The following is a 22845-nucleotide window of genomic DNA, read 5'->3' as shown; positions in this document are numbered from 1 at the left end:
CAAGGTAACTGTGGCCTCAGAGGCCACAGTTACCTTTTTCGTCACAGTCAGATCTCCGTACGCCGGTCAACTCCCCTAATTTCGGACATCGCGCCCGCAACGACCTTGACGCTGCTGTGAAAAGTGGAAAGGCTAGCGCGCGGCATGCGTATTTCTGGGGCGCATGGGATCTGTGGGGGCCGATCGAATGCCCCCGGCGGTGAGCGCAGCCCCGGACGCTGCCTCACTGACGATTCAGCTACTGGGGGTAGCAGCCAGATGACGAAGAAGACGCGGATCCGTGTCGCGCGCATAGCCGCCGGTGCGGTGATCGCCGCCGGTGCCTCGCTGACCGCCGCGGGTGCCGCCTCGGCCCTCGACGTCGGCGTCGACCTCGGCGGTGTGAGCGCGGGTGCTCACGCCGACGAGAGCGGTGTCGGCGTGGACGTGGACGTTCCGGGCGCGGGCGATGAGACCCCTCCCACGGAGCCCACCGAGGAGCCCACGGAGCCGACGGAGGAGCCCACCGAGCCCACCGAGGAGCCGACGGAGCCCACTGAGGACCCGACGGACCCGACGGAGCCCACCGAGGACCCGACGGACCCGACCGACCCCACCGACCCGCCCACCTCGGACCCGACCGACCCGGGTCACGACAACGGCAACGGCGGCGGCAACGGCGGCAACGACAACGACCCCGCCGGCGGCTCCAACCCCGTCGAGCAGGGCAAGGGCAAGGACAGCCTGAGCGACACCGGCTCCAAGCCGGTCGAGCAGGGCGGCAGCAACGCCGACAAGGCCGACAACGGGGAGCTGGCCGAGACCGGCGCCGCCGAGACCACGTTCCTGCTGATCGGTGCCGCGACGATGATCGCCGGTGGCATCGGCTTCCGCATCCTGCCGCGTCTCGTCGGCAACCGCGGCGCCGCTGCCTGATCCAGGCGGTGCCGTACGCCACGTACGCATGAAGAAGGGCCCGGAGCTTCACGAAGCTCCGGGCCCTTCCGCGTGACGCCGGTGTCGGCGCCGTGACTCTCTGTGTGCCGTCTACGCGGACTGGTGTGCCAGCAGCGCGACCGCTGCGATCAGCACCACGAGCAGCGCTATCAGTGCCGCGGGATTGAGCCCCGCGAAGGGGCCCTCCTGCTGCATGCGCTCGCGATTGGCCCGGCACACGGGGCAGCGGCCTTCACTCACGGGCGCTGCGCAGTTCGCGCATACCAACCGATCCAGGGTCATGCGCTTCTCCTCCCGCACAGTCTCAGCCTGCCCAACGCTAGGGGGAACCCAATCGTTCCCCCTACCACTGTGCCAGCTTCCGCGGATTTCGGCGCGGCCCGCCCCTTCATGACGGTTTCCGGCACCGCCAGGCGTGACAATCCGCGCAACTCAGGACGCCGACTGCGCTCGCGTACCGCCTTCGCGTATGGTCACGCTCACCTACCCCCGGCAACCCGTGGTGCATCCGTGATCCGATTCGACAACGTCTCCAAGGCCTACCCGAAGCAGACCCGCCCAGCGCTCAGGGACGTCTCCCTAGAGATCGAGAAGGGCGAGTTCGTCTTCCTGGTGGGCTCCTCGGGCTCCGGAAAGTCCACTTTCCTGCGGCTCGTCCTGCGTGAGGAGCGCACCAGCCACGGCCAGGTGCACGTCCTCGGCAAGGACCTCGCGCGCCTGTCCAACTGGAAGGTGCCGCACATGCGCCGCCAGCTGGGCACCGTTTTCCAGGACTTCCGTCTCCTGCCCAACAAGACGGTCGGCGAGAACGTCGCCTTCGCGCAGGAGGTCATCGGCAAGTCCCGCGGCGAGATCCGCAAGTCCGTGCCCCAGGTCCTCGATCTCGTGGGACTCGGCGGCAAGGAGGACCGGATGCCCGGCGAGCTCTCCGGCGGTGAGCAGCAACGTGTCGCGATCGCGCGCGCGTTCGTCAACCGCCCGAAGCTCCTCATCGCCGACGAGCCGACCGGCAACCTCGACCCGCAGACGTCCGTCGGCATCATGAAGCTGCTCGACCGGATCAACCGGACCGGCACCACCGTCGTGATGGCCACCCACGACCAGCAGATCGTGGACCAGATGCGCAAGCGGGTCATCGAGCTGGAGAAGGGCCGTCTCGTCCGCGACCAGTCGCGCGGCGTGTACGGCTACCAGCACTGACGGCCCAGCTCGCCCGTACCGTCTGATCCACCTGATCCACTGAAAGGCCGCCATGCGCGCCCAGTTCGTCCTGTCGGAGATCGGCGTCGGTCTCCGCCGAAATCTCACGATGACCTTCGCGGTGATCGTCTCCGTAGCGCTTTCGCTCGCCCTGTTCGGCGGTTCGCTGCTCATGCGTGACCAGGTGAGCACGATGAAGGGCTACTGGTACGACAAGGTCAACGTCTCGATCTTCCTGTGCAACAAGGCCGACGCCGAGCAGGACCCCAAGTGCGCCAAGGGCGCCGTCACGAACGAGCAGAAGGACCAGATCCTCGGCGATCTGAAGAAGATGCCCGTCGTGGACAAGGTCGCCCACGAGTCGGCCGACGAGGCCTACAAGCACTACAAGGAGCAGTTCGGCGACTCCCCGCTGTCCAGCTCGCTGACGCCGGACCAGATGCAGGAGTCGTTCCGCATCAAGCTGAAGGACCCGGAGAAGTACCAGGTGGTCGCGACCGCCTTCTCCGGGCGTGACGGCGTGCAGGCCGTGCAGGACCAGAAGGGCTATCTGGACAACCTCTTCGGACTCCTGAACGGCATGAACTGGGCGGCCGTGGCGGTGATGGCGCTGATGCTCGTCGTCGCGCTGATGCTGATCGTCAACACCGTGCGCGTCTCGGCGTTCAGCCGCAGACGCGAGACCGGCATCATGCGGCTCGTCGGCGCGTCGAGCTTCTACATCCAGATGCCGTTCATCATGGAGGCCGCGGTCGCCGGTCTCATCGGCGGCGGCCTCGCCTGCGGAATGCTGCTGATCGGCCGGTACTTCATGATCGACCACGGTCTCGAGCTCTCCGAGAAGATCAACCTGATCAACTTCATCGGCTGGGACGCGGTCCTCGCCAAGCTGCCGCTGGTCCTCGCGATCGGTCTGCTCATGCCCGCACTTGCCGCGTTCTTCGCGTTGCGCAAGTACCTGAAGGTGTGACAAGAGCCCTCAGCGTGTCAGGGCGTCGTGCGGTTCAACCCACCGTACGGCGCCCTTCGTTGTCCTAGACTCACCGTCATGTCAGGCCTCGACCGATTCGCCGAGAGGTTCCCCGGGTCCCGCCGCATCCGCCGCGGGGCGACCCTGACATTGGTCTTCGCGAGCGTCCTCGTCACCGGCGCGGCCACCGGCTCCTGGAGCGACGCGGCGGACGACGGCCGGAATGAGCCCCCTCCTTCGGTACGTTCCGACGCCTTCGCGCCACCGGAGGGCGACCCCGGCACCGCCGACGAGGCCGCCGACGCCGCCGCGGAGGCGATGGCCGACGGCAAGTCCGGCAAGAAGGCCGCCGAGGAGGCCGTCAGCCGCAGCGGAGACCGCTGGGGGTCGGTGTACTCGCCGGGGGAGTTCCAGGAATTCGAGAAGGCCCTCGGCGGCGCGTACACGGGCGTCGGCCTGTGGGCCCGGCGCGCGGCCGACGGGCACATCGAGGTCTCCCGGGTCCAGGAGGACGGGCCCGCGGGCCGGGCCGGGATCCGCGAGGGGGACCGGCTGCGCTCCGTCGACGGCAAGCGCGTCACGGGCCGCCCCGTGACCGAGGTCCTCTCCCTGCTGCGCGGCGAGCGCGAGGGCACGCGCGGTGCGCGCGAGGGCACTCCCGTGGTCCTCGGCATGGAGCGCGGCACGCGCGCGTGGCGCGCGAAACTGCACCGGGCCAGGCTCTCCACGGACTCCGTGACCGTCACCGAGGTGCCGGGCGGCGCCGTCCTGATCAAGGTCGACGCGTTCACGAAGGGCTCGGGGGAGGCCGTGCGTGCCGCGGTGCGCGAGGCTCCCCAGGGTGCCGGGATCCTGCTCGACCTGCGCGGGAACTCCGGAGGTCTGGTGTCGGAGGCGGTCACCGCCACGTCCGCCCTGGTCGACGGCGGCCTCATCGCGACGTACGACGTGCGGGGCGAGCAGAAGGCACTCCACGCCGAGCGCGGCGGCGACACCGACAGACCCGTGGTCGCCCTCGTCGACGGCGGCACGATGAGCGCGGCCGAGCTGCTCACCGGCGCCCTCCAGGACCGCGGCCGCGCCGTCGTGGTGGGCTCCAAGACCTTCGGCAAGGGTTCGGTCCAGATGCCGAGCCGCCTGCCCGACGGCTCCGTGGCCGAGCTGACCGTCGGCCACTACCGCACTCCTTCGGGGCGTGCCGTCGACGGACAGGGCATCACCCCCGACCTGGAGGCCGAGGACGGGGCCGAGAAGCGGGCCGAGACAGTATTGACTGGCCTCGGACCCCCCTCGTAGTGCGAAAATGGCCGCACTATGGCGAAGGAAAAGGTAAAGCGCAAGGCCGCGAAGGCCGCTGAGAAGGCACCCGCCCGGAAGATGGTCGCGCAGAACAAGAAGGCGCGGCACGACTACCACATCATCGATACGTACGAGTGCGGCCTCGTCCTGATGGGCACCGAGGTCAAGTCGCTGCGGCTGGGCCGCGCCTCCCTGGTGGACGGGTTCGTGCACATCGACCGCGGCGAGGCGTGGCTGCACAACATCCACGTCCCGGAGTACGTGCAGGGCACCTGGACCAACCACTCCGCCACGCGGAAGCGCAAGCTCCTGCTGCACCGCGCGGAGATCGACAAGCTGGAGTCGAAGTCCCAGGAGTCGGGTCACACGATCGTGCCCCTGGCCCTGTACTTCAAGGACAGCCGGGTCAAGGTCGAGATCGCGCTGGCCAAGGGCAAGAAGGAGTACGACAAGCGGCAGGCGCTCAAGGAGAAGCAGGACCTGCGCGAGACGAACCGCGCGATCGAGACGGCCAAGCGCCGTCAGCGCGGCGCCTAGCCAGCGGGCCCCGTGGGTCCCCGGCGGGCCGCGCGGGAATTGGCTGGCCCCGTCGTGCGTTGTTCACGTACGATGGGTACCGCACCTCACCGCAGGTGCATTGATAAATCAACATGGGGATGATCGGTTTCGACAGCGGATGTCGAAGCAGGGGAAGCGAGCCGAGGAAGCGGCAATGATCTCGTAAACCATATGTCGCAACCAATAATCGCCAATTCTAAGCGCGATTCCCAGTCCTTCGCCCTCGCTGCCTAATAAGCAGTGACTGAAGGACCCTTAATGGGTGTCAGCCCGGGAGTGTTCCCGACCCGGATCCTGGCATAATCTAGGGAACTAAACCATCGAGCCCGGTCACGGGGTTCGATGGGAAATCAAACAGTGACTGGGCCCGTCGGAGACTTGTTCGCGAGATCACCGGGGCCGAGAAAATCGAAGCGAACTGCGCTCGGAGAAGCCCTCCTTTTGCACCGTTGGACGCGGGTTCGATTCCCGCCATCTCCACAATTCCCATGTGCGGCGAAAGCCCTCTGGCACCAGGCCAGGGGGCTTTTTCCATGCCCGGACGGCGGGCGCGGTGCGCGTCAACTCCCCTATATCGAAAGGCTGTTGGACCGGCGATCGGCGAAAAGGGCACATCCTCCGGTCATGTGACTCGTTAGGGCAAAGAGTGCAGGTTCGCAGCGGCCGTGCGGTGCAGCGCCCGGGCCGGGTAGGCAGGAGCAGGAGGCAGTCGCTTGGATGCCACCGTCACTCTCTTCGGCTCCGTGCTCGCCACCCTGGGGGTCCTGGGTGCGGCTGTGGTGGCGTATCTCGGCAAGCGTGGTGAGAACGCGCTCATGGGTTTCTCCAGTCTGACGGAGAAACTCCAGATCGAGCGGGACAGGCTGGAACGCCAGGTCGCCGAGCGGGACGCGAAGCTGGCCGAGTTGAATGCACTGCACGTGCACGATCAGAGTGAGATCGCCCGGCTGCTCATGGACAACGAACGGCTCGGAGGCACGCCGTGATTCAGCTTGAGCGACTCCTGGCCCACCGCTGGCGCACGGTTTTCCTGGTCTGTGTGCTGCTCGCGCTCTCCGGCGTCGCGGTGATCCTGTGGGCCCGGATCGACGCCGGGGACCGCCGCGCCGACCGGTTCGCGACGGAGGCGGACCGGCGCGGTGCGGCCGTCTCCACCCTCGCCCGCGACGTGCGCACCCTGCGCGCTCAGGTCCGTGCGCACGGCGACACCCCCGCCGCACCTGACCCCTCCGAGGCCATCGACGACCTGCTGGCCCGGGTACGGGTCCCCACGGGCGCCCCCGGAACGCCCGGCGAGGACGGGAAGCCCGGAGAGCAGGGCGCGCGGGGCACCGGCGGGCGGCAGGGCACGCGGGGAACACAGGGCGAGTCCGGGGAGCGGGGCGACCGGGGCACCCAGGGGGAGCCGGGCGCGGCGGGCGCCTCCGGAGAGCCGGGAAAACCCGGTGAGCCGGGGGCGGCGGGCCAGGACGGCCGCAGCGGCGAGCAGGGCCCGGCGGGCGCTCCTGGCCCGACCGGCCCTCCTGGCACGGACGGCGCCCCCGGGGCCGGTGGCTCCCGCGGCGAGCAGGGCCCCAGAGGCGAGAAGGGGGAGCGCGGCGAGAAGGGCCCCCCGGGCTCCCCCTGCCCGGACGGCTACAGCCTCCAGGAGCCGTCCGGCGACCCCGACGCCCTGATCTGCCGCCGAACGGGCGGCGGCCCCACGGCCCCGGGCCCGGCCCTGACCCTGCTGGCGGCGCTTCCGCCGCAACGTCGCCGTTTGCAGGGTCAGGAGCACTGAGGGGCGAGGCGGGGCGGTGTCGTATGGCCCGGAGTTGGGTTTGTCCGGCCGCTCCGGGCCTGCGTTGCCCCTGCTGGCGGCGCTTCCGCCGCAACGTCGCCGTTTGCAGGGTCAGGAGCACTGAGGGGCGAGGCGGGGCGGTGTCGTATGGCCCGGAGTTGGGTTTGTCCGGCCGCTCCGGGCCTGCGTTGCCCCTGCTGGCGGCGCTTCCGCCGCAGCGCCGCCGTTTGCAGGGGCAGGGGCACCGAGGGGCGAGGCGGGGGCGGTGTCGTACGTTCCGGAGTGGGGGTCTGTCCGGCCGTCCCGGGCCCCGTCCCGTATGGCTCGGAGTGGGGTCTGTCGCGGGGCGGCTGAGTCCGGGATGCTCCAGGGTCATGAGTAGACCTGTGAGACGCGTCAACACCCGCATGCGCCACTGGATCTGGCCCGCCGTGCTCGCCGTCGCGGCGGCCGGGCTCTCCGCCGGGTCTCCGGCCGGGGCGGACTCCGACCGGTCGGGGCTTCCCGAAGCCATCGACGCCATTCTGGGCGACCCGCGCATGGAGGGCGGCGTGGCCAGTGTCGTGGTCGCCGACTCCGCGTCCGGTGACGTCCTGTACCAGCACCTTCCCAGCGGGCGCCTGATGCCCGCCTCCAACACCAAGCTGCTCACCTCGGCCGCGGCCATGGAACTGCTCGGCCCCGACCACCGGTTCACCACGGACGTCCGCACCACCGCCCAGCGGCACGGCTCCGTGCTCCGGGGCGACCTGTACCTGCGGGGCACCGGCGACCCGACCACGCTCGCCAAGGACTACGACCAACTCGCTGCCAAGATCGCCGACTCGGGGATCAAGCGGGTCGCGGGGCGGCTCGTCGCCGACGACACCCGTTTCGACAGCAAGCGCATCGGCGACACGTGGGGCGGCGACGACGAGTCGGCGTACTACGCGGCGCAGATCAGCGCGCTGAGCGTCGCGCCCGACACCGACTACGACACCGGGACGGTCATCGTCGAGGTCGAGCCGGGGGCGCGGGCCGGGGCCAAACCGCGGGTGACCGTGACGCCGAAGACCGACTACGTAGACATCGATCTGCGCGCGACCACCGTCGCGGAGGGCGGCGACGACACCATCGCCGTGGAACGTCAGCACGGCAAGAACGTCATCACCGTCAGCGGCACCGTCCCGGTCGGCGGGGACACCACCAAGGAGTGGGCCACCGTCTGGGAGCCCACCGGGTACGCGGCCGCCGTCTTCAGGGACGCCCTGGCCGCGCACGGCGTGAAGGTGAGCGGACCGACCAGGGCCGGGCTCGCGACGCCGAAGAAGGCCCGCGAGCTCGCCACGCACGACTCCATGCCGCTGAAGGACCTCCTGGTCCCCTTCATGAAGCTGTCCAACAACATGCACGCGGAGAGCCTCACCAAGGCCATGGGCCACAAGGCGACAGGGCGTGCCGGGAGTTGGGACGACGGCATCACGGCCATCGGCGGCTATCTGAAGACCGCGGGCGTCGACCCGGGCAGGATCCGCCAGGTCGACGGCTCCGGGCTCTCCCGCAAGGACAACGTCGCGGCCGAGCAGTACATCAAGCTGCTGCGTTCGGCGAAGGGCGAGCCGTGGTTCGCCGACTGGTACACCTCCCTGCCGGTGGCCTGCGCCCCGGACAAGTTCGTCGGCGGCACGCTGCGCACCCGGATGTGCGGGACCCCCGCCGCCCTCAACGTCCACGCGAAGACCGGCACGTTGACGGGCGCGTCCGCACTGTCCGGCTACGTCAAGGACAAGAACGGGCGGGAGCTGGTCTTCAGCATCATCCTGAACAACTACCTGCCCTCCTCGGTGAAGGCCCTGGAGGACGCCATCGTGGTGACCCTCGCCTCCTCGACCGAGGACAAGGCGGTCCTGGTCAAGCCGCTTTCGACACGTGCGGCGGAGCGGGACGGCGGCGAGCTGGAGTGCTCGTGGCGCAAGCCCGTGCGCTGCTGAGCAGCAGGGCGCAGCAGGCGGCGGCGACCGGCACCCCGTAGCCCGCGGCGGTGCTCAGGTGCTCCACCGCCCAGCCGCCGCCCGCCGCGCCGCAGGCGATGCCCCCGAGGAGACCGGTCACGGCGAGGGTCATGCCCTCGTTCAACCGCCCCTCGGGGGTGCGGCGCTGGACGAGCGTCATCGCGGTGACCATCGTGGGCGCGGTCGCCATCCCCGCGAGAAGCAGCGCTCCGGAGAGGACGATCAGCGAGCCGGTGGTCACCACCGCGAGCAGGGGCAGTGTCATCGCCGCCGCCATCGCCGCGGCGCACAGCAGGTGGCGGCGGCCCAGCGGCCCGCGCGGCCGCGCCGCTCCGTAGACGAGCCCCGCCGCGCAGGAACCCGCGGCCTGGAGGGCGAGGACGACGCCCGCGGCCGCCTTGTGCCCCCGCTCGTCGGCGAAGGCGATCGTGACGACTTCGAGGGAGCCGAAGACGGCACCGGTGGCGAGGAAGCCGATCAGCAGAGCGGGGATCCCGCGCGCGCGGAGCAGCGATTTCGTCCCGGCCGACGGGCCCGTGCGGTCCTGCGGCGGAGGCTCCGTCGCCCGCTGGGCGGCGAAGACGAGCACGCCGGTCAGCAGCAGGAGCACGCCGATCAGGGTGCCCGCCTCGGGGAAGAGCGTGCCGCACAGGAGCGCGGCGAGGACGGGGCCGAGCATGAAACAGAGCTCGTCCGCGGCCTGTTCGAAGGAGTTCGCGGTGTGCACGGCCTGCGCGTCTCCCTTGAGGAGGTGGGCCCAGCGGGCCCGGGACATGCCGCCGGTGTTGGGTGTCGTGGCGGTGGCCGCGTACGACATGAACAGCGTCCAGTCGGGCGCTCCGTAGCGCACGCACAGCAGCAGGGAGAGCGAGCCGAGCGCGGCGATCACGGTGGCGGGCACCGCGACGCGTGCCTGGCCGTGGCGGTCGACGAGCCGCGCCGTCCAGGGCGCCACGACGGCGGTCGCCGCGAGGCCGGTCGCGGTGACGGCGCCTGCCAGCGCGTACGAACCGCGGGCTCCGGAGATCATGATGACGGCGCTCACGCTGAACATGCCCATGGGGAGCCGGGCGACGAGGTTGCCGAGGGTGAAGGCGGTGGCGCCGGGTATCGCGAAGAGACGGGCGTACGGGTTGTGGGGCATGCGGCCACCCTGACCGGGGGCGCCTGTCGGGGTCCAACACCTTCTGAGCGCGGATTCACGCACCTCCGTTGTAAGTTCCTGCGTTGTCGGATCCTGCGTTGTAGGTTCCTGCGATGACCGCAGAACCAGTCGTACGCCGTGACGTGGACCCCCGGCTGCTGCGCGCCTTCGTCGCCGTGGCGGAGGAGCTGCACTTCACCCGCGCGGCCACCCGGCTGTACGTCGCGCAGCAGGCGCTGAGCCGTGATGTCCGCCGCCTCGAACGGGAGTTGGGGGCCGTGCTCTTCGCGCGCAGCACGCGGCAGGTCACGCTGACCGCCGACGGCGAGCGGCTGCTGCCGCACGCGCGGCGCGTCCTTGCGGCCCAGGACGACCTGGTCGCCGCCGCCACGGGCGCGGCGCGTCCGCTGCTCGTCGATGTGAACAGCCCGGGCCTGGCCTTCGGGCGCATCCTGGAGCGGGCCCGCGCGCTGGTCCCGGAGTGTGAGCTGATGGCCCGCTTCGAGAGCGGCCTCACCGGATCCGCCGCCGAGATCGTCGCCGGTCGGCTCGACGCGTCCTTCGGGCGGTACGCGGGACTCGATCCGGCGCTGCGGGCCGGGCTCGACCAGCAGCCCGTGCGGTACGAGCCGATGGCGGTGCTGCTTCCGACCGGCCATCCGCTGACGGAGCTCGACGCGGTGCCGCTGGACGCGCTCGCGGGGGAGACCGTGTACGCGGGGGCGGGCAACCCCAGGACGCCGGAGTGGACCGGCCTCGCGCGTCTGCTCTTCGAGGGGCGCGGCATCGGGATCGCGCCACCCGCGCCCCTCGCCGTCGGCCCAGAGGAGTTCGAACGCATCATGGCGAAGAACCGGAATCCGGTCCTCGCGGTGGTGGACTTTCCGGCCATGCCGGGAGCCGTGCTGCGGCCGCTCGTCGATCCCGTACCGCTGTCCCCCGTATCGCTGGTGTGGCGTAAAGGTTTGATTCATCCGGGAGTTGACGCTTTGCGGACGGCCGCCGCGGCTCTTGCGGCCGAGGAAGGGTGGCTGGAGAAGCCCGCGAATGGATGGCTTCCCGCCACAGATGCACTCATCATGATGAGTCACAACTGACTGAGGACCACGCCTGCCTCCGGTCCGCTACGTTCGTGGCTCGAGTGCAGTGTGATAAAGGGAGCGCTCGGGCCGGGTGGGGGCCCGGTCCGGACGGCGGCAGTTGGGGTCGTGCGCGCACCCGAGTCAGTGACGTGGGGGGTTGTGCGTACGCATGGAAACGTGGCGAGAAGATGCTCTACCAGGACATACTCATGATCCGAACGAAGTCACCGTTCAGATCGACGGCTTGGGGCACCAGCTTGCGGACCTGTCCGCGGAGCCCGGCCGTGAGGGCGTGGCCGAGGGGCCGGTCTTCGTCGACGCGACGGGCCGCCGCAGCCGCAGGTTCCGCCGCTTGGGAGTGGCCGTCGGCAGCGCCTGTGCGGTCTACGCGGCGCTCATAGCCGGCACGCTGCTCTCCGGCAGCTCCAGCGCGCCCTGGCTGCCCATGCCGGGCCCCAAGGTCGAGAAGCCCGCGAGCAAGGCGGACGCGCCCAGCCAATCCGCGGCTGCCGCCGATCCGTCCGCCTCGTCCGGCCGCTCGCCGTCGCCCGGCGCGACGGACGCGCTCGGCGCGAAGCCCGGGCCCGGCGCCGACGACGGCCCAGGACCCGCCCGCAGCAGGAACGACGGCGACCGGCCGGGCACGTCCCCCGACTCCGCCCCCGGCGGCGGCGCCAGGCCCGACCCCGTCCCCGACCCCACGGACGGCGGCGACCCCGGCGCGGACCCGACCGGCGACCCCGGAAACCCCGACACCGACCCCACCGCCCCGGTCGACCCGCCCACCGTCCCGCCCACCGAGCCGTCGCAGTCCGGCGGAAGCGGTGGCGGCAATGGCGCCGGTGGCGGCGGGGGCGGAAACGGCGGAGGCGGTGGGAGCGGCGCCGAAGTCCCCGTCGGATACACCTCACCCGCCGAGCAGCCCCCCACGGACACGCAGCCGTCCTCCACGAACACCCAGCAGTCCTGAACGGACAACTCGGCGGTCCTGGATGGTCAACTCGGCGGTCCTGAAAGGGCACCCAGCCGCCCGGGCCGGACAACTCCACAGCCCTCACCGGATACGAAGCCGTCCTGAGCGGACAACTCAGCAGACCTAACCGGATGCGAAGCGGACCTCACCGGACAACTCAGCAGTCCTGGACGGGCACCCAGCCGTCCTGGCTGGACAACTCAGCAGCCCGCGGCCGGACAGCACAGCAGTCCTGGACGGACAGCACAGCCGCCCGGGCCGGACAACTCCACAGCCCTCACCGGATACGAAGCCGTCCTAGCCGGACGACTCAGCCGTCCTAGCCGGACACGAAGCCGTCCCCGGAGGACGCACCACGATGAACACCCGCACCACCAGGGGCCGGTCGGACCGCCCCGGGAACAGTCACGTCCAGAACCGCCGCGGAAGGCGCCGCGCCAAGCCACCCGCGAGCCCCCGGCCCCAGGCCCGGCGCCGCCGACTGCCCATGCGCCATCTGCTGCCCTCGCTGCTCCTCGTCGCGCTGCTCGCGATGCTGATGCTGCGCGGGTACGTGCACAGCGAGATCCTCGCCGACCACCGCGTCAGACCGCCCGCGCCGACCGACCACGTGCCGCGGAAGATCCTTGAGGGCGGCCCGGTCATCGACACGCGGAACGGGCGCGAGACCACGCTGAGCGTGCCCGACCACCGGATCGTGCTGACCTTCGACGACGGCCCCGACCCGGAGTGGACCCCCAGGGTCCTCGACGCCCTGAAGGAACACCACGCCCACGGCGTCTTCTTCGTCACCGGCACCATGGCCTCGCGCCATCCCGACCTGGTCAGGCGCATGGTGGACGAGGGCCACGAGGTCGGCCTGCACACCTTCAACCACCCCGACCTCTCCTACCAGTCCGCGAGCCGCATCGACTGGGAGCTCTCGCAGAACCAGCTCGCCCTCGCCGGTGCGGCGGGCATCCGCACCTCGATCTTCCGCCCGCCGTACTCCTCCTTCGCCGACGCCATGGACGACAAGTCGTACCCCGTGGCGAAGGCCATCGGCCGCCGCGGCTACCTCACCGTGGTCAACGACACCGACAGCGAGGACTGGCAGCGCCCCGGCGTCGACGAGATCATCCGCAGGGCCACGCCCCAGGGCGGCAAGGGCGCCATCGTCCTCATGCACGACTCCGGCGGCGACCGCTCCCAGACCGTCGCCGCCCTCGGCCGCTTCCTGCCCGATCTGCAGAAGCGGGGCTATGAGTTCGGGACCCTCACCGAGGCGCTGGACGCACCCAGCGCGCACACCGAGGTCACCGGCGTCGAGCTGTGGAAGGGCAGGGCCTGGGTCTTCCTGGTCGGCGCCTCCGAACACATCACCGACGGCCTCGTCGTCGCCCTCGCCGTCATCGGCGTCCTCGTCTTCATCCGCTTCGGCCTGATGCTGCTGCTCTCCGCCGTGCACGCGCGCCGGGTGCGGCGGCGGGACTTCCGCTGGGGCCTGCCGGTCACCGAGCCCGTCTCCGTCCTGGTCCCGGCCTACAACGAAGCCAAGTGCATCGAGGCGACGGTCCGTTCCCTGATGACGAGCGACCATCCCATCGAGGTCGTCGTCATCGACGACGGCTCGTCGGACGGCACGGCCCGCATCGTGGAGGGCCTGCACCTGCCGAACGTACGCGTGGTGCGCCAGCAGAACGCGGGCAAGCCCGCCGCCCTCAACCGAGGCATGGCCAACGCCCGCTTCGACATCGTCGTGATGATGGACGGCGACACCGTCTTCGAGTCGTCCACCGTCCGCGAACTCGTGCAGCCCTTCGGCGACCACCGCGTGGGCGCCGTCGCGGGCAACGCGAAGGTCGGCAACAGGGATTCGCTGATCGGCGCCTGGCAGCACATCGAGTACGTGATGGGCTTCAACCTCGACCGCCGGATGTACGACGTGCTGCGCTGCATGCCGACCATCCCGGGCGCGGTCGGCGCGTTCCGGCGCTGCGCCCTGGACCGGGTCGGCGGCATGAGCGACGACACGCTCGCCGAGGACACCGACATCACGATGGCGCTGCACCGCGAGGGCTGGCGGGTCGTGTACGCGGAGAAGGCGCGCGCCTGGACCGAGGCCCCGGAGTCGGTCCAGCAGCTCTGGTCGCAGCGCTACCGCTGGTCGTACGGCACGATGCAGGCGATCTGGAAGCACCGTCGCGCGCTCGTGGAGAGCGGTGCGTCGGGCCGCTTCGGCCGGATCGGCCTCCCCCTGGTCTCACTCTTCATGGTGCTCGCCCCGCTCCTGGCCCCCCTCATCGACGTGTTCCTGCTCTACGGCCTGGTCTTTGGCCCCACCCAGCGGACCGTCGCCGCGTGGCTGGGCGTGCTCGCGGTGCAGGCGGTCTGCGCGGCGTACGCCTTCCATCTGGACCGCGAACGCATGACCCACCTGATCTCGCTGCCCCTCCAGCAGATCCTCTACCGGCAGTTGATGTACGTCGTACTGCTGCAGTCCTGGATAACCGCCCTCACCGGAGGCCGCCTGCGCTGGCAGAAGCTGCGGCGCACGGGAGGGGTGGGGGCGCCCGGCGCCATTCCGCGACAGCGGGCGGGCAGCCATGACCGGAGGACGGTTGCATGAACAACCACGTACCCGCAGCGACCACCGACCCCTCGGCCCCCGCCCCTGCTCCGGCCGCCGCCCCGGAGAAGCCGGGCCGCGACCGCTACCTGGACCTCCTGCGCTCGCTCGCGCTCGTCCGCGTCGTCGTCTACCACCTGTTCGGCTGGGCGTGGCTGACGATCCTGTTCCCCTCCATGGGCGTGATGTTCGCGCTGGCGGGCTCCCTGATGGCGCGCTCGCTGAAGCGCCCCGCGTGGGGCGTGATCAAGGGCCGCATCCGTCGGCTCCTCCCGCCCATGTGGGTGTTCGGCGCGGCGGCGCTCTTCCTCCTCTTCGCGGGCGGCTGGGACGTCTCCGAGGACCCCGACCACGGGGGCACGTGGGGCCTGGTGTCGACGCTCAACTACGTGTTCCCGGTGGGCGCTCCGCCGTTCCCGTGGAACCTGGGCGACAAGGCGGGCCTCCTGGAGGACACGTGGCCCGCGCAGGCGGTGGGCCCGCTCTGGTACATCCGCGCGTACCTGTGGTTCGTCATGGCGTCCCCGTTCCTCCTCTGGGCGTTCCGCAAGGCGCCGTGGGCGACGCTGTTCGCGCCGCTCGTGCTGACGGCGGTGGTCGGCACGGGCGTCGTGACGATCCCCGGCGAGACGGGCAACACGATCTCGGACTTCGCGGTGTACGGGAGTTGCTGGGTGCTCGGTTTCGCACACCAGGAAGGGCTGCTGGCGCAGGTCCCCCGCTATCTCGCGGTGTCGGTCTCGGCCCTCGTCATGGCGTTCGGCCTGTGGTGGGCGTCGGGTCATCTGGGCCCGGACGGCTGGGACCTGAACGACATTCCGCTGGCGCAGGCGGCGTGGTCGTTCGGCTTCGTGGTCATCCTGCTCCAGTACGCGCCGTCCTGGCAGGAGCTGCCGGGCAGACTGGCGAAGTGGGACAAGCTGGTCACGCTCTCCAACAACCGCGCGGTCACGATCTACCTCTGGCACAACTTCCTCATCATGGCGACGGTCCCGATCATCGACATGGCGTACGACCTGCCGCTGATGGAGGACGAACGCTGGAGTTCGGCGCTCGACACGACGTACATGGTGTGGATGACCGTCCTGGTCTGGCCGTTGATCGGCCTGATGGTGGTCGCGGTGGGCTGGGTGGAGGACCTGGCGGCGAGGCGGCGGCCGAGGCTGTGGCCGAACGGGTCGGTTCCTTCGCGCCGATCTCCCCGACGCCCTCCCCGACAATCCCCCCGACACCCTTCCCGACAATCCCCACGGCAATCTCCGCGGCGATCTTGACAGAAACCGCGTAACCCCCCAATGCGTTGCGTGAATGTTACGTGCAAGTGTGCGCCCGCAATGGTTTGAAATGCCGTTGTAAATCCAGGCGTTCGGCACGTCCGGGGTGGCGTCCGGCCCGCCGCACCGAACACCAAGATTCGCTCCAGCGAACGCCATTCGCACGCAAAGTCGCAGCCCGAGGTGGCGCGATGCCGACGCGCGCCCCATGCGTTGCATTTGCCAACATGATGGTGATCATGGGCCGTAATGATCTCGACGCTGCGTGTAGCCGACTCCTAAGCTGACGGCTCTTCCCGCTGCTCGCGCCGGACGACCGCATGCCGTGCGGCGGGCCAACCTCTGCCAGGAGCTCCCTTTGCTTTACAGGAAGACCGCGCTGCGCGTCGCCGCGCCCGTCGCCGTACTCGCCCTCGCGCTGACCGCTTGCGGCGGCGGTGACGACAAGAAGTCGGACGACAAGAAGGCGGACGCCACCAGCTCCCAGAACAAGCCCGCGGAGCCGTCCACCCTGAAGGCCGGCGAGACCACCACGGGCGAGGTGAAGGAGGAGAAGGGCAACGTCACCTACGACGTCGCCGCCGAGAAGATCGACGTGGGCACGGCTGCCGAGACCAAGAAGCTGGTCTCGGACCCGAAGCAGGCGAAGGGCCTGGTCGTGGCGACCGCCCACATGAAGATCACGCACAAGGCGGGCGCCCCGCTCACGGACACGCCGAACGTGGCCGAGACGACGGAGATCTACGCGGACGGCACCCGCGGCGGCCTGCTCATCGGCGCCGCCGAGGACGCGCCGGGCTGCGAGGACGAGCTGGAGCTCGAGGGCTGGAAGAAGGGCGAGACCCACACCCTCTGCGAGACCTACCTGATCCCCGAGGGTTCGAAGGACCTCGAGGTCCGCTGGTCCGCCAAGGAGGACGGCAAGCAGATCGCCTGGAAGGTCGCCGGGAAGTAGCGGTGGCGCGTAGGTAACTGCCGTGTACGGCAGGGTTCGACGGTCCGGGCATCGCGGTCTTCGGCGATGCCCGGACGTGTGCGTCGCGAGGAGCTCAGTAGCCGACCGTGAAGCGGGAGCGGTGGTGGTTCGGGGATTCCGCTTCGTCCAGGAGCGCCACCGCCAGGTCCTCCATGGAGATGGACGAGGTGCCGTCCGCGGCCACCAGGAGTTCGTCCTTGCCGAGTCGGAACTCGCCCGTGCGCGTGCCCGGTTCGAAGAGGGCCGAGGGGCTGAGGTAGGTCCAGGCGACCCGGGTGTCCGCCGTGTGGAGCGCCGCGTACTGGGCGTTGGACGCCTCGGCGATGTGGCGCCAGGCCGCGGGGACGTACCTCGGGTCGTCGATCGCGAGGCGGCCCTCCGTGCCGGGGACCGTCAGGCTGCCCGCGCCGCCGATGACGATGAGGCGTACGTCGTCGGTGCGGGCGAGGCCGGACAGGAGCGACCTGGTGATCGCGGGGTGTTCGCGCTCGCGGCCGGGTGCGGGTCTGGTGGCGTTGACGACGACGTCCTGTCCGGCGCTCAACTCGGCGACCTGGTCTGGGCTTTCGGCGTCGCCCGTGCGGTGCGTGGCTTCCGGGTGCAGCTCGGTGAAGCGTGCGGGGTCGCGGACCACGGCGGTGACCTCGTGGCCGCGGGCGAGGGCCTCGGCGACGACGCGGCTTCCGGCGTTTCCGGCTGCTCCGAAGACGGTGATGCGCATGGGTGGGCTCCTTGAGTGAGGGGTTACCGGTGAGGGCGTGATGAGTTACGCGCGGCGGGGCTGGCGGCGGCCCTGGCCGAGCACCACGCTGCCCAGGACCAGGACGAGTCCGACGACCTGCCACACGGTGAGTGTCTGTCCGAGGATCACCAGACCGGCGAGCGTGGCGACGACCGGGTTGGCCAGGCCGAGGAAGGACACGGAGGAGGCGGGCAGGCGTTCGATGCCGCGGAACCAGAGGGCGTACGCGAGGGCCGTGCCGATGATGCCGAGGTAGGTGTATCCGGCGAGGTTGGCCCCGGTGAAGTGGTCAGGGAGGCCTTCGGCGGTGAGGGCGATGGGCGCCAGGACCAGCCCGCCCGCGGTCAGTTGCCACCCGGTGAGGGCGAGCAGCGAGACGCCTTCGGGGCGGCCCCACCGCTTGCTGAGCACGACGGCGAGGGCCATCAGCGTGGTGGCCGTCAGCATGGCCACGATGCCCGCGAGGTCGACCGTGGCGCTGCCGCGCAGGACGAGGAGGGCGACGCCGCCGACGCCGACCAGGCCCGCGATCAACGTACGGCGGGTGGGCCGCACCTTCAGGACGCCGATGCCGAAGCCTGCCACGAGCAGCGGCATGACCGCGCTGACCGTCGAGGCGACGCCGCCGGGCAGGTGGTAGGCGCCGAAGAAGAGGAGCGGGAAGAAGGCGCCGAAGTTGAGGAGGCCGAGCACGGCCGCCTTCCACCACCAGTCGCCGGTGGGCAGCCTCCGGGTCAGGGCGAGCAGGATGAGTCCGGCGGGCAGCGCGCGCAGGGCGGCGGCGAGCAGCGGGCGGTCCGGGGGGAGGAGCTCGGTGGTCGTGACGTAGGTGGTGCCCCAGGTGGCGGGGCCGATGGCGGCGAGCGCGGCGAAGCCTGCGGCGGCTTTGGCGGAGGAGCGGGGGGTCTGCGCCGGGCTGGACCCTTGTGGCGCGTTGGATCCCCGTGCCGGAAGCTGCGTGCTGACGCTGCCCGTGGTCGTGGTCTTGGACATGGCGTTCCCCTCGTCGTTCCCCTGAACGCTGTTATTCTCAACGTTGAGATAAATATGGACCCCAGGTCTGCGAACGTCAAGTATCTGAACGTTGAGAGACTTGCGTTCAGGGATACCGAGATGCCAGCCAGGAGCGGAGACACGATGTCCGAGGACGACGCCATCGACGAGCTGCGGAGCCAGTGGCGCCGCGAGCGCCCCGACCTGGATCTCGCCCAGCTGGACGCGATGGCCCTGGTCGGCCGCATCAAGCGGGCGGACCACCTGCTGAGCAAGGGCATGAAGCGGGTCTTCGTCGAGTACGGCCTGGAGTTCGCGGAGTTCGACGTCCTCGCCACGCTGCGCCGCGTCGGCGCCCCGCACGAACTCACCGCGGGCGGCCTCCTCAAGACCGCGATGGTGACCTCCGGCGCCATCACCAACCGCCTCGACAAGCTGGAACGCAAGGGTCTGATCGAACGCAACCCGGACCCCAACGACCGCCGCGCCATCCGTGTCCGCCTCACCGAGTCCGGCCGCGACCTGGTCGACCGCGCGGTGGTGGACCACATCGCGAACGAGGAGAGCATGCTGTCCGCCCTGTCACCGGAGGAGCGCGCCACGATCGACGGGGTGCTGCGGCGGCTGCTGGTCTCGCTGGGGGATACGCATCTGGGCTGAGGGTGCGTCGATCTCCGTGCGCACCGTCTCCGCATAGCGGCTGCCCTCCCGGCGCAGGGCATGCCCACGCCTCGCTCCACCTCCTCACCGCCCCCACCCCACCCCCGTGAGAGCAACGTTCCGCCGTGGTCATCGCGCGGCACAAGGTTGAAATGCGATCTCCCTACCTTCGGGACCGTCGGCCGCTGCCCGCGGACTACCCCTGGAGGCGTGAGATGTGGATCGAGCGGTGGGAACCGGAGGACGAGAGGTTCTGGAAGGAGGAGGGCGGGGAGAAGGTCGCCCGGCGGAATCTGGCGTTCTCCGTGTTGTCCGAGCACGTCGGGTTCTCCGTGTGGAGCCTGTGGTCGGTGATGGTGCTGTTCATGGGGCCCGAGTACGGGATCGACGCGGCCGGGAAGTTCTTCCTCGTGTCGATGGCGACCCTGGTCGGGGCTGTCGTCCGGGTTCCCTACACGTTTGCCGTGGCGCGGTTCGGGGGGCGGAACTGGACCGTCATCGCCGCTGCGCTCCTGCTGCTGCCCACCGTCGCCGCCTTCGTCGTCATGGAGCCGGGGACGTCGTACGGCACGTTCATGCTGTGTGCCCTGCTCACCGGCATCGGGGGCGGCAACTTCGCGTCCAGCATGACCAACATCAACTCCTTCTTCCCGTTGCGGAAGAAGGGGTGGGCGCTCGGGCTCAATGCGGGGGGCGGCAACATCGGCGTGCCCGTCGTGCAGCTCGTGGGGCTTGCCGTCATCGGGGGCGGAGGTGGGCCGCGTGCGGTGCTGGGGGTGTACGTGCCGCTCATCGTCGTGTCCGCCGTCTGTGCGTATTTGTTCATGGACAGCATTTCGTCCGTGCGCAATGACACGGGCGCGGTGAAGGCCGCGGCGCGGGACGCGCACACGTGGATCATGTCGCTCCTGTACGTGGGGACGTTCGGGTCGTTCATCGGGTACGGCTTCGCCTTCGGGCTCGTGCTGCAGACGCAGTTCGGGCGTACGCCGTTGGAGGCCGCGCAGCTGACCTTCGTCGGGCCGCTGCTCGGCTCGCTCGTCCGGCCCGTCGGCGGACGGCTCGCCGACCGGTTCGGCGGGGCCCGCATCACCCTGTGGAACTTCCTCGGGATGGGCGCCGCGACCGGCGTCGTCGTGATCGCGTCCTTGCGCGAGTCGCTGCCGCTGTTCGTCGGCGCGTTCGTCGCACTGTTCGTGCTGACGGGGCTCGGCAACGGATCCACGTACAAGATGATCCCCGGGATCTTCCAGGCCAAGGCGGAGGCCGCGGGGCTCGTGGGGGAGGCGGCCGCGGCCCAGGGGCGGCGGCTCTCCGGGGCGGCCATGGGGCTGATCGGCGCCGTCGGCGGGCTCGGCGGGCTCGGCATCAACCTCGCGCTGCGGCAGTCCTTCCAGACGGTGGGCTCCGGTACCGGCGCGTACGTCGCCTTCCTCGCCTTCTACGGTGTGTGTGCGGTCGTCACCTGGGCCGTATACCTTCGGCGGCCGGTCGCCCGTACGGCCGCGGCGACCGACACTGAGGAGAAGTCGCAGCTCAGCTACGCCGAGGTGTGACGTAACACGGCGGACATCGGAGCGAACCGGGCCCGTCACGCGCCGTTGACAGGCTCGGTCGTCCGCCGTCCACGAAACACAAGCGGGACCATAGAGATAGACGAGACAGGTGGGACTGGCGGCGCTGACGGGACTGACAGGACTGACGGGACTGAAACGAGAGTCGCTTATGCACGGCCCAGCCAGGAACGACCCGACCACCCCCAGCCCCCTCGCCGGGTTCACCGTCGGCGTGACCGCCGCCCGGCGCGCCGACGAGCTCGGCGCGCTCCTTGAGCGGCGCGGCGCCACCGTGCTGCACGCGCCCGCCCTGCGCATCGTGCCGCTCGCCGACGACAGCGAACTGCTCGACGCGACGAAGCAGTTGATCGACCACGCGCCCGACATCGTCGTCGCCACCACCGCCATCGGGTTCCGCGGCTGGATCGAGGCCGCCGACGGCTGGGGGCACGGCGAGGCGCTGCTCCGCTGTCTGCGCGGGGTCGAACTGCTCGCCCGCGGGCCGAAGGTGAAGGGGGCCGTGCGTGCCGCCGGGCTCACCGAGGAGTGGTCCCCCTCGTCCGAATCCATGGCGGAGGTGCTTGACCGGCTGCTCGGTGAGGGGGTCGAAGGGCGGCGCGTCGCCCTTCAGCTGCACGGGGAGCCGTTGCCCGGTTTCGTCGAGGCGCTGCGGGCCGGTGGGGCCGAGGTCGTCATGGTGCCCGTCTACCGGTGGCTGCCCCCGGAGGACCTCACGCCCGTGGACCGGCTGCTCGACGCGGTCGTCGGGCGGGGCGTGGACGCGCTGACGTTCACCAGCGCGCCCGCCGCCGCGTCCCTGCTCGCCCGTGCCGCGGAGCGCGGCATGACGGACGAGCTCCTCGCCGTCCTGCGCCACGACGTGCTGACCGCCTGCGTGGGACCCGTCACCGCGCTGCCCCTGCAGTCCCTGGGCATCGACACCGTGCAGCCGGAGCGGTTCAGGCTCGGGCCGCTCGTCCAGGTGCTGTGCCGGGAACTGCCGGGACGGGCAAGGGCGTTGACCGTCGCCGGGCACCGCGTGGAGATCCGCGGGCACGCCGTCCTGGTCGACGACGAGCTGCGGGCCGTGCCGCCCGCGGGCATGTCGCTGCTCGGCGCCCTCGCCCGCCGCCCCGGCTGGGTGGTGGCCCGCGCCGAGCTGCTGCGCGCCCTGCCGGGCGCGGGCAGCGACGAGCACGCGGTGGAGTCCGCGATGGCCCGCCTGCGCACCGCACTCGGCACGCCGAAGCTGATCCAGACGGTCGTGAAGCGCGGGTACCGGCTGGCGATCGACCCGTCTTCGGGGTCCAAGTACGCGGGGTGAGGCGCCTGCGGCCCCCGGCAACCGGGGGTGTGGGTTCTTGGGGGAACCTGGTGCGCCGGGTTCCGGACCCGGCCGGGGAAGGGCACTGTAGGGGTACGCAACGGCATTCACTCACCGGTAACCCCCAAGGCGGTGACACGCGCATGGCGTTGGGCACGGCCCCGGCTCCGTACGAGCTGCGATTCGACTCCGGGCGGAGCTGTCTGGACCTCGTGGCGACGAACCACCCCGCGGAACGGCTCGACTCCGTGGCGCGGCTGCGCGCCTGGCTCGTCGGCGCGGGCCTCGTCCCCGCGGAAGCGTTACTGCACGGCGCGGGTCCGCAGTGGCTCGCCGCCTTCCATGAACTGCGGGCCCAGGTCGGCCAGTTGGTGCGCGGTGAGATCGAGGGCCGTCCCCGGGCCGCCGCGGCCGCGCTCGACCGCGTCAACGCGCTAGCCGCCGCGGCACCCCCGGCCCCGTGTGCGGTTCGTGCCGCCGACGGCACGCTGATCCGCGTCCTGCGCGGCGAACCCGGCTGCGCGGCGCTCGTCGCCGCCGTCGCCCGTGACGCCGTCGACCTGCTCACCGACCCGGTGGCCCGCGCCCTGCTCCGGCAGTGCGAGGGCGACAACTGCCCGATCGTGTACCTCGACACGTCCCGCGGCCGACGCCGCCGCTGGTGCTCCAGCGAGGTGTGCGGCAACCGCGAGCGGGTGGCCAGACACCGCAGGAGGGCGGCACTCGCCCGGCCGTGAGACCGGCCCTGAATCCGGCCGTGAATCCGGCCGTGAATCCGG

Annotated in this window: 21 protein-coding genes and 1 other RNA gene; 18 read left to right on the top strand and 4 right to left on the bottom strand. The window is 70.7% G+C overall.

Features of this window, described 5'->3' with window-relative positions; all coding sequences use genetic code 11:
• Positions 1–258: 258 nt before the first annotated feature.
• Positions 259–915 (top strand): hypothetical protein, encoded by a 657-nt coding sequence (locus tag AC068B_RS05485; RefSeq protein ID WP_478669123.1) that lies wholly within the window; start codon positions 259–261, stop codon positions 913–915.
• Positions 916–1026: 111 nt separating this feature from the next.
• Here the strand turns inward: AC068B_RS05485 and AC068B_RS05480 are convergent, their stop codons facing one another.
• The gene (locus AC068B_RS05480) at positions 1027–1218 is read right to left on the bottom strand and encodes a hypothetical protein (protein ID WP_150168511.1); all 192 of its coding nucleotides are present in this window, start codon (positions 1216–1218) and stop codon (positions 1027–1029) included.
• Between the two features lie 228 nt (positions 1219–1446).
• Here AC068B_RS05480 and ftsE point away from each other — a divergent pair, with 228 nt between their 5' ends.
• The 8 genes from ftsE (at position 1447) to dacB (ending at position 8713) form a co-directional block, all read left to right on the top strand.
• Complete coding sequence (ftsE, locus tag AC068B_RS05475; RefSeq protein WP_055569411.1) at positions 1447–2136, top strand: cell division ATP-binding protein FtsE; 690 nt, start codon at positions 1447–1449, stop codon at positions 2134–2136.
• Between the two features lie 52 nt (positions 2137–2188).
• Complete coding sequence (gene ftsX, locus AC068B_RS05470) at positions 2189–3106, top strand: permease-like cell division protein FtsX (protein WP_356267460.1); 918 nt, start codon at positions 2189–2191, stop codon at positions 3104–3106.
• A gap of 78 nt (positions 3107–3184) precedes the next feature.
• The gene (locus AC068B_RS05465; RefSeq protein WP_478669121.1) at positions 3185–4402 is read left to right on the top strand and encodes a S41 family peptidase; all 1218 of its coding nucleotides are present in this window, start codon (positions 3185–3187) and stop codon (positions 4400–4402) included.
• Between the two features lie 18 nt (positions 4403–4420).
• Positions 4421–4942, top strand: a complete 522-nt coding sequence (gene smpB / locus AC068B_RS05460) for an SsrA-binding protein SmpB (protein ID WP_478669119.1) — start codon at positions 4421–4423, stop codon at positions 4940–4942.
• Between the two features lie 115 nt (positions 4943–5057).
• Positions 5058–5446: a transfer-messenger RNA gene (gene ssrA / locus AC068B_RS05455) on the top strand.
• 230 nt (positions 5447–5676) lie between these two features.
• The gene (locus tag AC068B_RS05450; protein WP_478669118.1) at positions 5677–5949 is read left to right on the top strand and encodes a hypothetical protein; all 273 of its coding nucleotides are present in this window, start codon (positions 5677–5679) and stop codon (positions 5947–5949) included.
• Positions 5946–6743, top strand: coding sequence for a collagen-like domain-containing protein (locus AC068B_RS05445; protein WP_478669117.1), 798 nt, complete (start codon positions 5946–5948; stop codon positions 6741–6743). The genes AC068B_RS05450 and AC068B_RS05445 overlap by 4 nt, the downstream gene beginning before the upstream one ends.
• 374 nt (positions 6744–7117) lie before the next feature.
• Positions 7118–8713 (top strand): D-alanyl-D-alanine carboxypeptidase/D-alanyl-D-alanine endopeptidase, encoded by a 1596-nt coding sequence (gene dacB / locus AC068B_RS05440; RefSeq protein ID WP_478669116.1) that lies wholly within the window; start codon positions 7118–7120, stop codon positions 8711–8713.
• Here dacB and AC068B_RS05435 read toward each other — a convergent pair.
• The gene (locus tag AC068B_RS05435) at positions 8634–9878 is read right to left on the bottom strand and encodes an MFS transporter (RefSeq protein ID WP_478669114.1); all 1245 of its coding nucleotides are present in this window, start codon (positions 9876–9878) and stop codon (positions 8634–8636) included. The genes dacB and AC068B_RS05435 overlap by 80 nt on opposite strands.
• 113 nt (positions 9879–9991) lie before the next feature.
• On the opposite strand from AC068B_RS05435, the gene AC068B_RS05430 reads away from it, so the two are divergent.
• From AC068B_RS05430 to AC068B_RS05410, 5 genes are all read left to right on the top strand, one after another.
• Positions 9992–10975, top strand: a complete 984-nt coding sequence (locus AC068B_RS05430; RefSeq protein ID WP_478669113.1) for a LysR family transcriptional regulator — start codon at positions 9992–9994, stop codon at positions 10973–10975.
• Between the two features lie 229 nt (positions 10976–11204).
• Entirely contained in the window at positions 11205–11930 is a 726-nt protein-coding gene (locus tag AC068B_RS05425) for a hypothetical protein (RefSeq protein ID WP_478669112.1), read from the top strand.
• Between the two features lie 490 nt (positions 11931–12420).
• On the top strand, positions 12421–14541 hold the full coding sequence (locus AC068B_RS05420; protein WP_478669282.1) for a bifunctional polysaccharide deacetylase/glycosyltransferase family 2 protein: 2121 nt from the start codon (positions 12421–12423) through the stop codon (positions 14539–14541).
• Entirely contained in the window at positions 14538–15815 is a 1278-nt protein-coding gene (locus AC068B_RS05415) for an acyltransferase family protein (RefSeq protein WP_478669110.1), read from the top strand. Before AC068B_RS05420 ends, AC068B_RS05415 begins: the two co-directional genes overlap by 4 nt.
• A gap of 358 nt (positions 15816–16173) precedes the next feature.
• Entirely contained in the window at positions 16174–16770 is a 597-nt protein-coding gene (locus tag AC068B_RS05410; RefSeq protein ID WP_478669109.1) for a hypothetical protein, read from the top strand.
• A 94-nt stretch (positions 16771–16864) separates the two neighbouring features.
• Here the strand turns inward: AC068B_RS05410 and AC068B_RS05405 are convergent, their stop codons facing one another.
• Together AC068B_RS05405 and AC068B_RS05400 are read right to left on the bottom strand one after the other, a co-directional pair.
• The gene (locus AC068B_RS05405; RefSeq protein ID WP_478669107.1) at positions 16865–17512 is read right to left on the bottom strand and encodes an NAD(P)-dependent oxidoreductase; all 648 of its coding nucleotides are present in this window, start codon (positions 17510–17512) and stop codon (positions 16865–16867) included.
• A 45-nt stretch (positions 17513–17557) separates the two neighbouring features.
• Entirely contained in the window at positions 17558–18526 is a 969-nt protein-coding gene (locus AC068B_RS05400) for an EamA family transporter (protein WP_478669106.1), read from the bottom strand.
• Positions 18527–18670: 144 nt separating this feature from the next.
• On the opposite strand from AC068B_RS05400, the gene AC068B_RS05395 reads away from it, so the two are divergent.
• The 4 genes from AC068B_RS05395 (at position 18671) to AC068B_RS05380 (ending at position 22803) form a co-directional block, all read left to right on the top strand.
• The gene (locus tag AC068B_RS05395) at positions 18671–19186 is read left to right on the top strand and encodes a MarR family winged helix-turn-helix transcriptional regulator (protein WP_478669104.1); all 516 of its coding nucleotides are present in this window, start codon (positions 18671–18673) and stop codon (positions 19184–19186) included.
• Between the two features lie 215 nt (positions 19187–19401).
• On the top strand, positions 19402–20742 hold the full coding sequence (locus AC068B_RS05390; protein ID WP_478669280.1) for a nitrate/nitrite transporter: 1341 nt from the start codon (positions 19402–19404) through the stop codon (positions 20740–20742).
• Between the two features lie 169 nt (positions 20743–20911).
• Positions 20912–22066, top strand: coding sequence for a uroporphyrinogen-III synthase (locus AC068B_RS05385; RefSeq protein WP_478669103.1), 1155 nt, complete (start codon positions 20912–20914; stop codon positions 22064–22066).
• A gap of 143 nt (positions 22067–22209) precedes the next feature.
• Positions 22210–22803, top strand: coding sequence for a CGNR zinc finger domain-containing protein (locus tag AC068B_RS05380; protein WP_478669102.1), 594 nt, complete (start codon positions 22210–22212; stop codon positions 22801–22803).
• The last annotated feature ends 42 nt before the right edge of the window (positions 22804–22845 follow it).

The sequence above is a fragment of the Streptomyces sp. NPDC042371 genome (genome assembly GCF_056437465.1).
This window is presented reverse-complemented; position numbering and strand designations above follow the sequence as displayed.

Coding starts and splice junctions, on each gene's coding strand:
- AC068B_RS05485 (WP_478669123.1), top strand. CDS start 259: ATGACGAAGAAGACGCGGATCCGTGTCGCGCGCATAGCCGCCGGTGCG.
- AC068B_RS05480 (WP_150168511.1), bottom strand. CDS start 1,218: ATGACCCTGGATCGGTTGGTATGCGCGAACTGCGCAGCGCCCGTGAGT.
- ftsX (WP_356267460.1), top strand. CDS start 2,189: ATGCGCGCCCAGTTCGTCCTGTCGGAGATCGGCGTCGGTCTCCGCCGA.
- AC068B_RS05465 (WP_478669121.1), top strand. CDS start 3,185: ATGTCAGGCCTCGACCGATTCGCCGAGAGGTTCCCCGGGTCCCGCCGC.
- smpB (WP_478669119.1), top strand. CDS start 4,421: ATGGCGAAGGAAAAGGTAAAGCGCAAGGCCGCGAAGGCCGCTGAGAAG.
- dacB (WP_478669116.1), top strand. CDS start 7,118: ATGAGTAGACCTGTGAGACGCGTCAACACCCGCATGCGCCACTGGATC.
- AC068B_RS05435 (WP_478669114.1), bottom strand. CDS start 9,878: ATGCCCCACAACCCGTACGCCCGTCTCTTCGCGATACCCGGCGCCACC.
- AC068B_RS05430 (WP_478669113.1), top strand. CDS start 9,992: ATGACCGCAGAACCAGTCGTACGCCGTGACGTGGACCCCCGGCTGCTG.
- AC068B_RS05420 (WP_478669282.1), top strand. CDS start 12,421: ATGCGCCATCTGCTGCCCTCGCTGCTCCTCGTCGCGCTGCTCGCGATG.
- AC068B_RS05415 (WP_478669110.1), top strand. CDS start 14,538: ATGAACAACCACGTACCCGCAGCGACCACCGACCCCTCGGCCCCCGCC.
- AC068B_RS05405 (WP_478669107.1), bottom strand. CDS start 17,512: ATGCGCATCACCGTCTTCGGAGCAGCCGGAAACGCCGGAAGCCGCGTC.
- AC068B_RS05400 (WP_478669106.1), bottom strand. CDS start 18,526: ATGTCCAAGACCACGACCACGGGCAGCGTCAGCACGCAGCTTCCGGCA.
- AC068B_RS05395 (WP_478669104.1), top strand. CDS start 18,671: ATGTCCGAGGACGACGCCATCGACGAGCTGCGGAGCCAGTGGCGCCGC.
- AC068B_RS05390 (WP_478669280.1), top strand. CDS start 19,402: ATGTGGATCGAGCGGTGGGAACCGGAGGACGAGAGGTTCTGGAAGGAG.
- AC068B_RS05385 (WP_478669103.1), top strand. CDS start 20,912: ATGCACGGCCCAGCCAGGAACGACCCGACCACCCCCAGCCCCCTCGCC.
- AC068B_RS05380 (WP_478669102.1), top strand. CDS start 22,210: ATGGCGTTGGGCACGGCCCCGGCTCCGTACGAGCTGCGATTCGACTCC.